The following is a 16770-nucleotide window of genomic DNA, read 5'->3' on the forward strand; positions in this document are numbered from 1 at the left end:
AGATTTACATAAAATAACTAACAATTCGCGAGCGCCAAAATTTATCCCCGGAGTAAGCACAATGACAATTTCAATCCCAGGTTATCAAATTACTGAAAAAATTCAAGCAGGTCTTAGTACTGTTATTTATCGCGGTGTCAGAGAAGAATCTAAAACATCGGTGATTATTAAAACCCTGAAAGCCGAGTATCCCACTCTCGAAGAAATCACTAAGCTCAGACATGAATATAAAATTTTACAAAGGTTTGATTTAGGAGGGATTATTAAACCCTATGCTTTAGAAAACTGTAACAACGGCCTAGCTTTAATATTAGAAGACTTTTCGGGCATATCGCTCAAATATTTTCTGAACAACCAAAAAATTGGGATAATAAAATTTATTAAAATTGCCATACAACTAGCGTCAACCATAGGTCATTTGCATCAAAACAAGATTATCCATAAAGATATTAAACCCCAAAACATTATCATCAACGATCGAACAGGGCAAGTTAAAATTATCGACTTTAGCATTGCCTCAAGTCTGTCTAGAGAAAACCAGAATCTCAGCAATCCGAATTTGCTAGAAGGCACTCTTGCCTATATGTCGCCAGAGCAAACAGGGCGGATGAATCGTTCTATTGATTATCGCACCGATTTTTACTCGTTAGGCGTAACATTTTATGAAATGCTAACTGGTCAATTGCCCTTTAATGCCACTGACCCCCTGGAATTAGTCCACTGCCATATAGCTAAACAACCAGAACCGCCCCATCGGATCGAACCAGAAATTCCAGGGGCGATTTCCGATATTGTAATGAAATTATTATCTAAAACCGCAGAAGACAGATATCAAAGTGGGCTGGGGCTAAAAGCCGACCTAGAAATCTGCCTTAATCAATTAGAAAGTACCGGAAAAATTGACAACTTCATTCCCGGAAAATTGGATAAATACGGCCAATTTATCATCCCCCAAAAGCTATACGGACGCGAAGCGGAAGTAACCCAATTGTTGGAAGTTTTCGATCGCGTCAGTACAGGCAGCAGCGAAACGATGCTCGTGGGCGGTTATTCAGGTATTGGCAAAACAAGCGTTATCAATGAAGTTCACAAACCAATTGTAGCCAAACGCGGTTATTTTATATCCGGCAAATTTGACCAGTTTAAGCGGAATATTCCTTATGCTGCGGTAATTCAAGCCTTTGGGGAATTGGTACGGCATTTGCTCACAGAAACCGCTGAAAAAATAGCGGCTTGGAAAGAACAAATTTTAGAAGCTCTCAGAGCTAACGGTCAAGTTATTATCGATGTCATTCCCGAAATAGAACAGATTATCGGTAAACAGCCGCCCGTTCCCCAATTAGGGCCATCAGAATCTCAAAATCGATTCAATAGGGTGTTTCGAGAGTTCATTCATGTATTTATAAAACCCTCGCACCCGCTAGTAGTTTTTTTAGATGATTTGCAGTGGGCAGATTCAGCTTCTCTGAAGTTAATTCAACTGCTGATGAGCGATCCTGATAGCCAATATCTGTTGCTGATCGGAGCTTATCGAGATAACGAAGTCAGCCCGACTCATCCGCTGATGCTGACGCTGGATGAGATTAAAAAAACGGGTGCCATCATAGAAACGATTACATTGCAACCTTTAGATATTTACCATGTCGGTCAATTAGTTGCCGATACCCTGCACTATGAAATAAGTCGAGCGAAGCCACTAGCAGAATTAATTTTCAATAAAACTCAGGGCAATCCTTTCTTCTTCACTCAGATGCTTGCTACTCTGCACTCTGAAAAACTCTTGACATTTGACTACAGCGCTGGCATTTGGGAGTGGGATATCAAGCAAATTCAAGCAGTAGGTATCACCGATTATAATGTTGTCGAATTGATTGCCAGAAATATCCAAAAATTGGCCGAAGAAACCCAAAAAGTCTTAAAGTTAGCAGCTTGTATTGGCGACAAGTTTAATTTAGATGTTTTGAGCATTGTCAATCAAAAATCCGAGCCAAAAACGGCTGCGGATTTGTGGGACGCGCTGCAAGCTGGTTTGGTTCTACCCTTAAGCGAAAGCTACAAAATTCCGTTAGTATTTGACAATTCAGTACAGGTAGCAATGCCTGTAGACTCAGTAAAAGTTCGCTACAAATTTTTGCACGATCGCGTACAGCAAGCAGCTTATTCTCTCATCCCAGATGAGAACAAAAAACAAACTCACCTAAAAATCGGCGAACTACTGCTCGAACATACCCCATCTGAGGAAATTGCCGAAAATATCTTCGATATAGTCAACCAACTAAATTACGGCACTGACTTACTCACTTCTGAAAAAGAAAGAGACAAACTGGCAAACTTGAATCTCATCGCTGGTAAGAAAGCTAAGGCGGCGACCGCTTATGAAGCAGCCGTCAATTATTTATATGTCGGGATAGGATTGCTGTCACCATCGTCTTGGGAAAGTCAGTACGACCTGAGCCTCAATCTCTATGTAGAAATTGCCGAATCTGAATACTTAAATACCAACTTCGATCGCGCCAACTCATACGCTGAAATTATCTTGCAAAAAGCAACAAATTTGCTCGATAAAGTGAAGGTGTACGAACTAAAAATACAGATGTACGTGGCTCGACTCGCGGTGCAAGATGCTGTTGATACTGGGCTATCTGTAGTGGAAATGCTTGGAGTTCCCCTCTTAGAAGAAGCTCCAAAAAACTTGATAATTGAAGATTTAATCAACCTACCAATTTTAACTGATGCTTATAAGTTGGCAGCATCGCGTATCTTGGTTCCCTTAATGCCTCCTGTTTATTGGTCGAATCCCTCTTTGTTACCCTCTCTTGTATTTACGATGATCGATATATCGGTCAAATATGGAAATTGTGCATCTGCCATTCAAGGGTATGGTTTTTATGCTTTGATTTTGTGCGGTACGGCTGAAGATATTGACTCTGGATATCGGTATGGCAAACTGGGTTTGAAGTTATTAGATAAATTAAATGCCAAAGAATATAAAGCTAAAATTTCTAATGTATTTTACGGCGCTGTCAACTTCTGGAAAAAGCATATTCGCTCTGGAATAGAGCCTTTACAAGAAGGTATTTATAGCGGATTGGAAACTGGGGATATAGAATATGCAGGTTTTTGCGCTTATCACTATTGCACTCAAACATTTTTTTGTGGGGAGCATCTTGAATCTGTTGCTCAGAAATTTGCACAATATATCGATCTGATGACTAAGTTAAAACATGGGTGGTCGGGCAATTCTCAAAAAATCTGGCGACAAATGGTGTTGAATCTACAAGGAGAAGCAGAAGATAAATGTCTATTAAGAAGTGATGGTTTTGATGAAGAAGAAATGCTGTCATTTTTTATTGAAGCCAAAGATAATACTTCCCTCATTTCTATTTATATAGCCAAAATTATACTTTTTTATCTCTTTAAACGAGCGAAAAGTGCTGTGGAAACTGCTACTGCGGCGCTACCATACAGCCAAGCTACTGTCGGACTTTTTATTAGCAGCTTATACAATTTCTACCACTCTCTAGCCCTTTTAGCTGTGTACCCCAACGCCGCACCAGATGAGCAGCAACAATACCTGTTCCAAGTATCGTCAAATCAGGCAAAAATGCAGCAATGGGCTTACCACGCTCCAGAGAACTTTCAGCATAAGTACGACTTAGTAGAAGCAGAAAAAGCGCGTGTATTGGGGCAAATTTATGTAGCGATGGAGCATTACGATCGCGCCATTTGTGGAGCCAAAGGCTCCGGCTACATTCAGGAAGAAGCTTTAGCCAACGAACTAGCAGCAGAATTTTATTTCGCTCGTAGCAGAGAAAAGCTAGCTCAGTCTTATTTAACCGAAGCCTACTACGGATATATTCGCTGGGGAGCGAAGGCAAAAGTTAAAGATTTGGAAGAAAGATATCCCGAATTTTTCTCGCGTATCTTGGCAAAAGAAACTGGAACTAGCGAGGGAAACCGGACGACGGATTCCACCACTACCGGAAATTCTGCCCTGCTGGATTTAACAACGGTAATTAAAGCCTCACAAGCTATTTCTTCTGAGCTTGTTCTCGACAGGTTGCTAGAAAAGTTAATGCAAATTTTAATCGAAAATGCTGGCGCTCAAAAAGGTATTCTTATTCTGAATAAGGAAGGAAAATTAGCGATCGCCGCAGAAAGCTATGCAGACAGCAAGGAGGTATTATTAGCTTCCATTCCTGTGGAAAATAGCCAAAATTTACCCAGACATCTGATTAATTATGTAGAGAGAACTAAGAAAAATGTCGTCTTGAACGATGCTACTCGTGAGGGAATGTTCGTAACGGATAACTATATTACCAATAACCAAGTTAAATCCCTCTTGTGTACGCCGATCGTCCATCAAGCAAAACTCGTCGGTATCCTGTACCTGGAAAACAATCTTACAAAAAGTGCCTTTACTCCGGACAGATTGGAAATATTAAAAATCCTTTCTTCTCAAGCAGCGATTTCTCTGGGGCTAGCTCAAGCAGTAAACGAAGTACAAGACACGGTAGCGTATCTGAGAGCCATCATTAACAATATTGCCGATGGCTTGTTAGTGACAGATACCTATGGAAATATCGCTCATGTCAATCCCGCTTTGTTATCAATGTTCCGTCTGGAAAATACCAAAGTCATCGGCAAAGACTGCCAAGAAATATTCAACAGTAAAATAGCAGAACTATTAGACCAAACCAAGGAATCTCCGAACGAAGTTTTGACCGCAGAGGTAGAACTGGCAAATGGGAAAATAGGCAAAGCGGTGGCTACTACCATATCCAAAAAATATTCTAATTCTGAATTGACAATTACCGATCGCCTGGGCTCGGTAACCATTATCCGGGATATCACCCAAGAAAAAGAAATTGACCGCATGAAAACGGATTTCATCTCGACAGTATCCCACGAATTGCGGACACCGCTTACCTCAGTGCTGGGCTTTGCCAAACTGATTCTCAAAAAAATAGACGATGCCATTTTACCAGTCGTTCCAGAAGACGATCGCAAAGCGCAAAGAGCGTTCAAGCAAGTCAACCAAAACATCAACATCATCATCTCAGAAGGCGAACGACTGACAACTTTAATTAACGATGTCTTGGATATCGCCAAAATGGAAGCAGGCAAAATAGAGTGGAATATGCAGCCAACTTCAGTAGCGGAAATCATCGAGCGTGCGCTCGCATCCACATCTTCGCTATTTGAAGCCAAAGGAATAGCACTCCACAAAAACATCCCCACCGAATTGCCAGCAGTGACAGGCGATCGCGATCGCTTACTACAAGTATTAATCAATCTGCTTTCTAATTCTGTAAAATTTACAGAAAAAGGCGCTTGTACAGTCAAAGCAATTCCGCAAAGCGAGGCAATTATTGTCAGTGTCATCGATACAGGGATCGGAATTGCTCCAGAAGATTTACACAAGGTATTTGAGAAGTTTCAGCAGGTAGGCGATACCCTCACAGACAAACCGAAAGGCAGCGGTTTGGGACTGCCAATTTGCAAGCAAATCGTTGAGCATCACGGCGGCACAATTTGGGTAGAAAGTCAACTGGGTCGGGGAAGTAATTTCTCATTTACCCTACCGATTGTTAACGCGGCTATGGCTCAGCCAGACAAGATATCGATCGACATTTTGGTAAAGCAACTGAAAGAAAGCTTTGTCCAAACAGCAACTTCTACCTCTTTCGATCGCAAAACTATTCTGGTCGTCGATGATGATGAGAACATTCGCGCCCTTCTCAGGCAGCAACTAGAACCAGAAGGTTATCAAATCAGAGAAGCTAAAGATGGAGTAGATGCGATTAATAGAGTAAAACAAGAAAAACCAGACCTAATTATTCTAGATGTGATGATGCCTCAAATCAATGGTTTTGATGTAGCTGCTGTGTTGAAAAACGACCCGCAGACCCAGAACATTCCGATTATCATTGTATCGATCTTTGAAGATAAACAACGAGGTTATCTTCTGGGGATAGACCGCTATTTGCAAAAGCCGATCGATGCCGAATCTCTGCTCAGCAATATCGATACACTGATCTCTCAGGGTTCCTCGAAAAAGAAAGTTCTGGTCGTCGATGAAGATGCCTCCGCAGTAAAAACCCTCTCCGAGGTGTTAATTTCCAAAGGATACACCGTTGTCGAGGCATCTAACAGCCAGGATGGCATTGAAAAGGCACTAGCAGTACAACCAGATATGATTATTGTTGATGGCGGATTTTCAGAGCAACACAATCTCATCAAAACTTTGCGGTTTGAGAAGGGCATGGAAAATGTTTTCTTTCTTTTATTAGCGGACGAACAAAACGAAAGCCCCGAACACATTTAAAAATTTTAAATGGTGAACTTGAAGAAAAAAAAATTAATTTTTGCTCCAAAATCCAAGTGGTATCCCGATCTTAGCCATCGCGCTAACCGCGAATTCAGGCTCAAACCAGTGCGAAATACACCTAAATTATACTTAATCCCCTGCTTCCGCTTTTTGACCCTGACTCTCAAGGCACGAGCTACATAACGGAAGCCCACTTGTGCGGACTAAAGAATAAGGGCGATAATCAAGCTGGATTTGATATTATACCAAATCCGGGTCTGCTACCCCCTTTTTCAGCCTCAATGTTGCTCCAACTCGTACTGCCCACTTTCCCGCGCTCCGTTCGGCTGACGCGAGCGTCAGCCCGCTCCCTCACTCCTACGGGGGTAATCGAAGCCGATTTGGTATTATGTCTGTTGGTTGGCGTTTACCGGACTCATTTGCACTGAAAAAGTGTAGGCATCACCCAGAAATAGGCTCTTAAGAAAAAATCAAATTTATTCAGTATAGAGGTCACTTTTATGAGCAAAAAAATATTGATTGTCGATGATGAGCCTCACATTAGAGTTCTCATGGAACAAACCCTAGAAGATCTGGAAGACAAAGGGGTAGAACTGTTGATGGCAGACAACGGCGAAAAAGCCCTAGAAACCATCAAAAGAGAAAAACCTCAACTTGTATTTCTGGATGTGATGATGCCTAAAATGAGTGGTTTTGAAGTATGTAACGCTGTCAAAAAAGAATTGGGGATGTATGAGGTTTATATTGTTATGTTGACAGCGAAAGGACAGGAGTTCGATAAACAAAAAGGAAATGATGCAGGTGCAGATTTGTATATGACAAAGCCTTTCGATCCGGATGAAGTCCTGGAAAAATCTATAGAAATTCTGGGTCTCTAATCAGACTATTTAATGGCATTTTGAACAATTAACTTAGCTATGAATTCTCGGTTGAGGATGCAAAGTAGCCAGCACATTACTTTCCACGATCGCCAATTCCTCCAATCTCTGCATCACAGTTTCCCGATCGAAATAAGTATCTGCCAAAATCCAATAAATCCCGAAGTGACGGGCCTCCGAAGCCATCAAACCGCGATAAAATTGGGCTAACTCCCGATCGGGACAGGCATCGGCTAACAAACCCAGCCGTTCGTGACTGCGAGCCTCTATCAAACCGCAGACCAGCAAAGTATCCAACAAGCGCATCGGTTCATCGCGGCGAATCTCCGAGTTGAGAGTAGCACCGTAGGGAGGCGCTGGCAGTGGGCCAAGCGGAATACCCCGCCGTTCCAGCCACTGGTTGACCAGCTCGAAGTGTTCCAATTCCTCGCGAGCGATCGCAGTCAGCATCCGCACCAACTTGGTATTAGAAGGATACCGAAACATCAAATTTATTGCCACCCCAGCCGCCTTGCGCTCGCAGTGCGAGTGATCCAGCAAAATCGTATCCAGGTTGGCTAGAGCTTGTACAACCCATTCCCATCTCGTGGGTTGCTTGAGCGCGTTAATAGTCGTTAGCATAAAAAATTACCACAAGCACTTTTTTTGCCGATCGGCTGCATAATTAAGTTAGCAGGATGCTGACGGCATTTGCTAACTTTCCAGTTCATCAATCAGCCAGTGCAGGCTCTATATAAATTCTTACCGACTATTTTGCAACAGAAAGCCGAATGAGCGAAACTACCAACCGTCGCATCATTATCGGTGATGTTCACGGTCATTACAACGGCCTCATGACCTTATTAGAGGCGATCGCACCAGGCGAAGACGATCGAGTCTATTTCTTAGGAGACTTAATCGATCGTGGCCCACAAAGTTTTCACGTTGTCGAGTTTGTCAGCACAAACTCCTATCCATGTTTGCTGGGAAACCACGAGCAACTATTGCTCGACAGCTTCGCCAACGGAAAACCACAAGCTCACATACTGCAAGTCTGGCTCTACAGTGGCGGTAACGCCACGATCGCCAGTTACCCAGAATCCCGCATCCCATCAGAACACATAGACTGGTTGCGGATGCTACCACCTTATCTAGATTTGGGCGATCTCTGGCTAGTTCATGCAGGCGTCCATCCCCAGATGCCCATTACAGAGCAAAACGCCGACCAATTTTGTTGGATTCGGGACGAATTTCACTCTATACCCAAACCTTACTTCCCCGATAAACTAATCATTACAGGTCATACCATCACTTTTACCCTACCGAACATCTCCCCTGGAAAAATTGCCCAAGGACAGGGTTGGTTAGATATCGACACAGGCGCATATCATCGCAAAAGTGGTTGGTTGACCGGATTAGATATCACCAACAAGCTTGTCTATCAAGTCAATGTGTTTGACGGCTCAATTCGCACTTTACCGCTACAAGAAGCAGTAGCAAAGGTTGAACCACAGCAAATACTTGCCCGTCACTAGCTCAAAATCGGGTTTCTTGAAGAAACCCGATTTTTTTAATAATTGCGAGATCGCAGCAGCGCTCGAATATTTGTTCGATATTCAGTCTCGTCCAAACCATCGCCCACATTAGCCCTAGCTGGATCGATCGCCCGCTCTAAAGCCACAATGCGATCCTTCGGAGCTGGATGAGTGCTTAAAAAGCTCGGAGGCGAAGGTTGACCGAGCAGTTTTTCCATAAATCCCACTATTCCCGATTCAGCGTAGCCCGCTTGCCTGATATTTCGCAATCCCCTTTGGTCGGCTTCCAATTCATCCTTACGACTTTGAGGACGGTTAACTGCCAAATCCACGCCCAGCCTTACCATAGTATTGCGGTTCAGTCCAGCCGCTGTAGCGAGTCCGCGTTCGATCGCCACCTGACGCATCTGTTCGATCGAATGGCGGCTAGCAATGTGACCGATTTCGTGACCCAAAACGCTCGCTAGTTGGGCTTCATTATCTGCCGCCACCAGCAATCCCGTGGTAACGTAGACAAATCCCCCCATCGTGGCAAAAGCATTGATGCTATTGTCTCTGACCACCTGAAACCTGTAAGGAATATTGGGGCGATCGCTCACAGATGCCAAACGCTGTCCCACCCGATCGACATACTCCGCAATTTGCGAATTCCGATAAAGCTGAAACTGACTCGACAGTAACTGTGTATTAATCTGCCCCCCAATCTGGACTTCCTGCCGATCCGATATTTTAGATAGCTGTATAATTTGAATTCCCTGCAAAATTAAATCTTGCAACGGCAGTGCTTTGGTGGCTGGAAGTGCAGTCACCCATAGGGTCAGCGCCACGAGCGCAGAAAGTAACGGATAATACCAGCGCCCACGGAAACGAGCGAAAAATATCGACTTGACGTTCAACATAGCAGAGCAATCTCAAAAAAACTGAAAGTGAAAACCTTTCCGGAAGAAGGTTCGGTACAAGAAGTTTATAAGACAGACGCATTTTGAGTAGTTCAAGTTGCGATCTGAGTTTTTGCGATCGCAGTTGAGTTCTACCATATTGCACATCAGTCATTTTCTGAACTCCCCCGCTCACCCCTGGCTGTTCAATTTGTCATTAAATTTCTACAATAATTGGCTGGCAGGTATTTCTCACTAAACCCCTTTCTCAATTAGCAACGGAAAATTCTCATGAAAAAGATTTTAGACTCTCAAGGTCGCTTGTTAGGCAAACTCAGCATCCTGGACGTGGGTGCAGCTATAGTGATTCTGCTCGTTATTGTAGGTATCTTTTTCTTTCCCGGTACTTCCGGTTCCGTGGCTCAATTGGGAGTAGCGACAAGACCCGTCGAAGTTGATGTCGTTGTCAGGGGTTTGAGCATTCGTAACCCCCAAGAGTTAATCAAGCAGTTTCAGACCAAAAAGAAAACCAATATCATTATCCGCAATCAACCATACGGTCAGGTTGACATCAAAGCCGTCAAAGAACTGCCCAGAACTGTAGTCGTTCCCCAACCCGATGGTTCCGTCAAAGCACTTCCCGATCCGAGAAAGGATACTTTTAGCACCGATATGGTAATTACTTTAACTGGCAAAGCCCAAATTACTAACAACGGCCCCGTTCTCGGCAACAATAAAATCAAAGTCGGTATGCCGATCGAATTGGAAGGCTTCGATTATGATTTCAACTCCAGCGTTATCGATGTACGGATCAAAAGTTAATTTGGCAACACTAGGGTGGGCTTTTGCCCACCCTATCGGCTAGCTGAGTTCTTTCAAAAATCGCCGAATCAAACCGATTGTCACCGCAGGCAATTCCAGCTGAGGCGTCAACCCGACATCTTCCAAATGTTGAAAAAATCGGATGGCTGAGGGATTCAAACTTGCCAAGCGCTGCCCTATTTCTGGCCCCGTAAACTGAGACTGTTTGCCCCAAATAAACGCGGTGGGTGCAGTTAACTGGGAAATGTACAAGGACAGATCGAAGCTCAAATCGCCCCGCACAAACGAAAGTGCCGCATATTCAGCATTTTCTGCCAAAGCCGATTCCAGGTATGCTTCCACAATCTCATCGTAGACCCGACGAGCATCGGCAAATTGACGCTGCTCTAAAAATGTCCTAATACCTTTGGGGTTGGCAACTCCGGTACTGTAGATGATGCGATCGAGAATCGGTACGCTTACCAGCTGGGCAAAGAAGCTACTGGCATAATTTTCCCCAAAATCCGCCAGACCTGCGGGAGTAGTCAGAATTAGGCACTTGAATAATTCCGGGCGGTTGATGGCTATCCTGATGGTAAAAGCAGCTGTCAGAGAAGACGCAATTACAGGCACAGGCCCATTGCAAGTTTGCTCGATAAACTCTGCGATCGTCGTCAGGTAATCCTCAATCCGGTAATTGCGAGCTGGATGGTTCGACTTACCCCAACCGATTAAATCCGGTGCCAAAATACGGTATTCCGTAGCAAAAGCGGGATATACCTTAGACCACTCGTAGGCAGATGACCCGCCACCAAAGCCGTGCAAGAATACCAAAGTAGGCAGTTCTTCTGCACCAGTAGCATCCTGACGCCCCCATAATTCCCCTTGGGCTGTGTAATATACCATTCTGCCGAGGGAGGTCATCACCGATAGTTGTTCAAAGCCGGGTGGTTGAAACATAGATAAATCTCATTACTTACCTATTGATTGATGATGGCGCTTCACTTTATCTTCTGGCAGTAGGTTGATTTTTACCCAGGTTAGTACAGATGAAGATATAGCGGGGGACTCTCGGCGATTTATTTGAAGATAACTTGCTTTCCTGTAAAGATTCGGTAAATTTTTTATCGCTTGTGCTGAGCCGATTTCAACTTCAAAATGCTCATCCAAGGGATTTACGCTACTTACCGATCGCGATGGGGGGTCAGACCCCATACAAGTTTTTTTCATGTTAGTGTAACAGCATAATCTCAGACGCATCCAAGTAGCTTTAGACCGCAGCGTAGCGTGCCGTAAACTCTGAAGCGATTTTTAAAACAATACTAAGGTTTTGCTTAAGATCTGGAGTTCAAAAAACAGCTTATAGTCGAACTGGTCTATCAGGAAATGTACTCAGAAATTCTTATGTCTAAGCAGTACAGCCCTCAGTCAGATGGCTTTGGGCCATTGGGACGAGTGGGGCTGGCGATCGATGAGATCGATGCACCGACTTTTTTTGCTTCCCCCAGCCGTGGCCAAACTACATCGGAATCGGATTTACTCGTGAGCGTACCGGGCTATGTTTATTTGAACCTGGAAGATCTTAAGTGTTTTGAAGTAGTAGATCGACAGTTTCAACGCTGGGGAGCGATCTTTCATAACTGCATAGCTATCCATCCCTCTAACCCAGCTTTTCCCGCTCGCTCTGGAGCTACAGTACTGATGGGAGCTCCCAAGACAGGATGGTTAGAAGCTACTTTCCTGCATCCGGTTTGCTTTGTCAAAGCGTTTGTTACCAGTTCGCAGCGGCTGGTTCTATCTGCCTACGATCGCGATAATCAGCGGCTTACTCAAGTGGAGATGCCAGGGCCAAACTTAGCCGGATCGGACTCCCAAATACCCCCCAACGCGCCTCTGAGTATCAAAGCGCCAAATATCTACCGAATCACCTTCAGCGCTTTTGACGGTCAATTTACTGTGGACGATTTGAGCTTCCAGCTGTAGGGGCTAGCGATCGCTTGTGCATTTCGTTTGTAATAATTACTATCGGGTATGCTGCTTTTGTGGTATTCGATAACCCAGTAGTATTTAGTGTGTGGTAGTTCACCACTTATTCATTGTTAACAGGTAAGCAACGTGGCACAGGCTTCGTTTTGGTGGCAGCAACTTGTCAGCCAAATACCAGACTCGTCGCTTCCAGAATTCAAAAGTAGAGCCTTCAAATGGCTTTCGGGTCGGTATTTTGGGAGTTTGGGATTCTGGTTTTTGGGTTTGAGTGCAGCGATTGCCATGCTGTTTTGGCACTGGAAGCTATGTTTGGCTACCAGTGTTGGCGTGCTGGTAATGTGGTTTGTCTATCGACTGCAAGTGTGGGACTGGCAATTGTATCGATCGAAGTTGCGTCGCATATTTGGAGGCGCTAACCGTCAATTAACCATCGCAGTCGGCAGCGGCGGACTTGCTACCCTCAGCAGCTATATGGCAATCTCGATCGGATCTGATAGCAATAGTGCTTGGATCGCTGTCGGTGCCATGCTGCAAGGCTTGGGTACGCTGGCAATTTTGGTATTGCTGCTTTGGCATATATTTGGACGGCAAGCTTTTAGAGATGAAGCAAAGCTCGATCGAATGCTGGCAGAACTGACCGATACTAATCCCCTCAAACGTCTGATCGCGGTTCGGCATCTGACACGTTTGGGAACTAAATATGACAAAGGTCAGCAACAGACGATCGCAGACTATTTTCGCATCATGCTTTCTCAAGAGTCAGAAGCGACGATCCGGGATGCGGTTCTTGATGGTTTGCAAGCATTTGACAATCTTCCACAAATCGCTGGTGGCTCGAGACCTTTCTCAATCCCAGCAGATCTAAACTGTTCTGCTAAGTCACGCCGCATTATCTAATCAATAATTGGTAATTGCCGATCTGCCAGCTGTGACTGGGGAGAATCAAGGAATGTTCATTTCTCGCTATCTCCCCATCTCCTTATCTCCCTTTCTCAAGGCTGTATGCAATTCGCTCCGCTTTATCCCATTGCTTACCAAATTCTCAAGCCTACCTTTAACAACTGTCTTTGGGCAGGATCTGTCGCACAACCCTATGTAGCCCTTACCTTTGACGATGGCCCCCACCCACAGTGGACACCGCAACTGTTGGCAGTTTTAGATCGCTACAACATCACAGCCAGTTTCTTTTGGTTGGGTGCTTGTGTAAATCGAACACCAGATATCGCTAAGGAGGTTTATCGGCGGGGTCACTGGGTTGGTTTGCACGGTTACGATCATCGCATCTTTCCCCGTCTCGCTCCCGACTCTCTCAGATGGAGTTTGTCGCAAACCCAAATCGCGATCGCCAATGCCTGCGAGTTAGATTTAGAGGATGTCTGCAAACAAGTCCGCGATGTTCGACCTCCTAACGGGATGTTTACACCCCAAACCTTGAAGTGGTTGCGTAAGTGGAACTATCGCCCGGTAATGTGGAGTGTGGTTCCGGAAGATTGGCTGCGACCTGGAGTTTCTGTTGTGGTACAGCGCGTGCTACGACAGGTTCGCAACGGTTCTCTCATTGTTTTGCACGATGGTGCTTGCGGTGGGCAAGATGTCGCCGAAACGACTGCCCAAATTATTGAGCTTCTACTACAACTTGGACTGAAATTTGTTACAGTCGATCGGCTATGGCAGCAAATCTCCTACCCCCGCGCCCGGTAAGCTAAGCAGTTTAGTCAGAGAATTGTTAATTTCTCTTCTCTACTAGCTGTCATATCAGAGATTAGTTCATTAGAATGTCAGATGAGTACTTCAGCCATTTGTCAAGTCTATCTGGACTGAGACTTATCAGTTTAACGTAAAATCTCTCCCCAATGGCTTGCGTAGGATGGATTTCCATCCAAAGTAACTACTGCCGGGATACCAGCTTTTCAGGTGCGGGTTTAACTTTCCAGTCTGCTGTCCAGGCGAGATATCCAGTTAAACCCTTCCCCAGCAGACACCAAAAAACGGGAAAAATAGAGTAAACCGAACTGGCTTGACAGATGGCGAACGCTACTCCTAGCTAATTTAAGGAAATCGACAAAAGATGGGTGCAGAAATTTTTCCAGCCTTAATCGCAGTTAAACAGACAATAGCAAAGCCCAACGAAGCCTATAAAATTCGATGGGTACGGTTCGTCTGAACTTTCGTTTTTTGTCAACGCAGATCGAATTATCCAGCATTTTCCAGCCTATTCCACTGCTTTGCACGATCGGCCTTTTGGCTTTGGTGCAAAAGCAGAATCTCGAATTGTTTTCCAGATTGATAGAGAAGATGAAAAAATAGCGTGGATATTATGAAAAACTGCGTGCAATTTCTGTGAGAAAGGCTACAATCGGAAAGATCTTTGCCAGACCCAACTGCAAAGTTATCGATTGCGCTTCCAGACAAGGAAACTTTTCCGCTGCGAAGCACTCTGTTTTTCCCCCAGTCAGTAAACCATAGATATAGTATTTAAGGCTAATCCGGTGCGCTACTGGCTAGAAAATAGGGATCTCGATTCTTAATCATCTTTAGTTGTTGATTTGTTAACCCAAAGGAGCATGAGGAACGCGGCATGACCCAGGCTAACAACGTATTAGAAACCCTCGATCAGCCTATCAACGATCTTGAACTCGAATTTATATTTGAGGAAGAAGCAGGTCGAGAAGATTTTCTAGAAGAGGTTTCGACAGAAGAAGACGACGGGAAGCCTGGTAAGGTTCGCTCTACCCGTCGTCGATCTCAAGCCAAGAAAAAGCACTATACAGAAGACTCAATTCGCCTTTATTTGCAAGAAATTGGCCGAATTAGGCTCTTGCGGGCAGATGAGGAAATCGAACTGGCGCGAAAAATTGCGGATTTACTCGAATTGGAGCGGATTCGGGAAAAACTCTCTGATGACCTTGACAGAGATCCGCATGACAGCGAATGGGCTCAAGCTGTCAATATGCAGTTGCCAGCATTCCGTCATCGCCTTCATGTCGGTCGGCGGGCGAAGGATAAGATGGTACAATCAAACCTTCGTTTGGTAGTTTCGATCGCCAAAAAATATATGAATCGGGGGCTGTCTTTTCAGGATTTAATCCAAGAAGGCAGCCTCGGTTTAATTCGAGCAGCTGAAAAGTTCGATCACGAAAAAGGCTATAAATTCTCCACCTACGCAACTTGGTGGATTCGTCAGGCGATTACGCGGGCGATCGCCGACCAATCTCGTACTATTCGCTTGCCCGTTCATCTGTACGAAACTATTTCCCGAATTAAGAAAACCACTAAGTTGCTTTCTCAAGAAATGGGTCGCAAACCCACTGAAGAAGAAATCGCTACTCGTATGGAAATGACCATCGAGAAGTTGCGTTTCATCGCTAAATCAGCTCAACTACCCATTTCTCTGGAAACGCCGATCGGTAAAGAAGAAGATTCCCGACTGGGCGATTTTATTGAATCCGATGGCGAAACACCAGAAGATCAAGTTTCTAAGAATCTGCTTCGAGAAGATTTGGAAAGCGTCCTCGATACCTTGAGCTCACGCGAACGCGATGTTTTGCGACTCCGCTATGGCTTGGATGACGGACGCATGAAGACTCTGGAAGAAATAGGTCAGATTTTCAACGTCACTCGCGAACGAATTCGTCAAATTGAAGCTAAGGCGCTTCGCAAATTGCGCCATCCCAACCGCAATAGCATTCTCAAAGAATATATTCGTTAAAAAAGCAATCTGCTGTTTATATGAAGCTCCGGTAATTGATTTTTATCGGAGTTTTTCAATTTTTTTTTCAAGTACAAAAAACTGGAAGTTTTTTTGCGAACTCCCAGTTAGTTTTTCTTGAAATACCGGAGGAAATATGAAGACCCCAATGATTACATCAGACCTAAAAAGTGCAGTACACCTTGGCCAGTAGCGAGTTCAGTAATCAATGCGGCGATAAAGCCAATCATGGCTAGACGACCGTTCCAATTTTCGGCTTGGGGAGTAAAACCCAACTTTACATCGTTCCGATCTTCACCTTGCATGGTACGAACTCCACTTAGTTACGTTTTGTAAATGTACATAAATTAATATAACAAGGACTTGGCAAAAGAGCAACTATCTGCATTTTGTTTGCCTGAGTCTGCTTTGTCGGTGTAGTTCATGGCCACGAACCACGAACTATTAACCATAACAGCGAGAATTGACACTCAAGAGCCCTAAAGGGACGGGGATTCTTCATTCATAGACTCAGCTTGCTTGCGACTGGATTACTCCAACCAAAGTAGCGGCCAAATCTCCTGAAGCGTTCGGATCTTCGATCCAAGTTCCGGTATGCCCTACCGTACTCAAGGCTACTTTTAGAATCATCAGTGCCGCATTCCAATCCCTGTCCAAAATAAATCCACATTTA

Annotated in this window: 13 protein-coding genes and 1 pseudogene; 8 read left to right on the plus strand and 6 right to left on the minus strand. The window is 44.4% G+C overall.

The window, feature by feature from the left end:
• The first annotated feature begins 61 nt into the window (after nt 1–61).
• Both H6G03_RS12135 and H6G03_RS12145 read left to right on the plus strand, forming a co-directional pair.
• Nucleotides 62–6328 carry an AAA family ATPase gene (locus tag H6G03_RS12135; RefSeq protein WP_190464631.1) on the plus strand — a complete coding sequence of 2089 codons (6267 nt, stop codon included), beginning with the start codon at nt 62–64 and terminating at the stop codon, nt 6326–6328.
• Between the two features lie 503 nt (nt 6329–6831).
• The gene (locus H6G03_RS12145; protein WP_190464633.1) at nt 6832–7209 is read left to right on the plus strand and encodes a response regulator; all 378 of its coding nucleotides are present in this window, start codon (nt 6832–6834) and stop codon (nt 7207–7209) included.
• 33 nt (nt 7210–7242) lie between these two features.
• On the opposite strand, the gene miaE is transcribed toward H6G03_RS12145, so the two are convergent.
• Nucleotides 7243–7830 (minus strand): tRNA-(ms[2]io[6]A)-hydroxylase, encoded by a 588-nt coding sequence (gene miaE, locus H6G03_RS12150; RefSeq protein ID WP_190464634.1) that lies wholly within the window; start codon nt 7828–7830, stop codon nt 7243–7245.
• A 149-nt stretch (nt 7831–7979) separates the two neighbouring features.
• On the opposite strand from miaE, the gene H6G03_RS12155 reads away from it, so the two are divergent.
• On the plus strand, nt 7980–8723 hold the full coding sequence (locus H6G03_RS12155) for a metallophosphoesterase family protein (protein ID WP_190464635.1): 744 nt from the start codon (nt 7980–7982) through the stop codon (nt 8721–8723).
• A 35-nt stretch (nt 8724–8758) separates the two neighbouring features.
• Here H6G03_RS12155 and H6G03_RS12160 read toward each other — a convergent pair whose 3' ends face one another.
• Nucleotides 8759–9622, minus strand: a complete 864-nt coding sequence (locus tag H6G03_RS12160) for a M48 family metallopeptidase (protein WP_190464636.1) — start codon at nt 9620–9622, stop codon at nt 8759–8761.
• 270 nt (nt 9623–9892) lie between these two features.
• Between H6G03_RS12160 and H6G03_RS12165 the strand changes: the two genes are divergently transcribed.
• Complete coding sequence (locus tag H6G03_RS12165) at nt 9893–10423, plus strand: DUF4330 domain-containing protein (protein ID WP_190464637.1); 531 nt, start codon at nt 9893–9895, stop codon at nt 10421–10423.
• 39 nt (nt 10424–10462) lie between these two features.
• Here the strand turns inward: H6G03_RS12165 and H6G03_RS12170 are convergent, their stop codons facing one another.
• Together H6G03_RS12170 and H6G03_RS12175 are read right to left on the minus strand one after the other, a co-directional pair.
• Nucleotides 10463–11362, minus strand: a complete 900-nt coding sequence (locus H6G03_RS12170; protein WP_190464638.1) for an alpha/beta fold hydrolase — start codon at nt 11360–11362, stop codon at nt 10463–10465.
• 12 nt (nt 11363–11374) lie between these two features.
• Nucleotides 11375–11632, minus strand: coding sequence for a hypothetical protein (locus H6G03_RS12175; RefSeq protein WP_190464639.1), 258 nt, complete (start codon nt 11630–11632; stop codon nt 11375–11377).
• A gap of 174 nt (nt 11633–11806) precedes the next feature.
• Here H6G03_RS12175 and H6G03_RS12180 point away from each other — a divergent pair, with 174 nt between their 5' ends.
• The 4 genes from H6G03_RS12180 to rpoD all read left to right on the plus strand — a co-directional run bounded on the left by H6G03_RS12180 (nt 11807) and on the right by rpoD (nt 16097).
• The gene (locus H6G03_RS12180; RefSeq protein ID WP_190464640.1) at nt 11807–12385 is read left to right on the plus strand and encodes a hypothetical protein; all 579 of its coding nucleotides are present in this window, start codon (nt 11807–11809) and stop codon (nt 12383–12385) included.
• A 132-nt stretch (nt 12386–12517) separates the two neighbouring features.
• Entirely contained in the window at nt 12518–13285 is a 768-nt protein-coding gene (locus H6G03_RS12185) for a hypothetical protein (RefSeq protein WP_190464641.1), read from the plus strand.
• 105 nt (nt 13286–13390) lie between these two features.
• Nucleotides 13391–14089, plus strand: a complete 699-nt coding sequence (locus tag H6G03_RS12190) for a polysaccharide deacetylase family protein (RefSeq protein WP_190464642.1) — start codon at nt 13391–13393, stop codon at nt 14087–14089.
• An 877-nt stretch (nt 14090–14966) separates the two neighbouring features.
• Nucleotides 14967–16097 carry an RNA polymerase sigma factor RpoD gene (gene rpoD / locus H6G03_RS12195; protein ID WP_190464643.1) on the plus strand — a complete coding sequence of 377 codons (1131 nt, stop codon included), beginning with the start codon at nt 14967–14969 and terminating at the stop codon, nt 16095–16097.
• A gap of 152 nt (nt 16098–16249) precedes the next feature.
• Here the strand turns inward: rpoD and H6G03_RS12200 are convergent, their stop codons facing one another.
• On the minus strand, nt 16250–16402 hold the full coding sequence (locus H6G03_RS12200) for a chlorophyll a/b-binding protein (protein ID WP_190464644.1): 153 nt from the start codon (nt 16400–16402) through the stop codon (nt 16250–16252).
• A gap of 174 nt (nt 16403–16576) precedes the next feature.
• Nucleotides 16577–16770, minus strand: a pseudogene (locus H6G03_RS37960) (RNA-guided endonuclease TnpB family protein); the annotation flags it as partial.

The organism is Aerosakkonema funiforme FACHB-1375 (assembly GCF_014696265.1).
Taxonomy (GTDB): Bacteria; Cyanobacteriota; Cyanobacteriia; order Cyanobacteriales; family Aerosakkonemataceae; genus Aerosakkonema; species Aerosakkonema funiforme_A.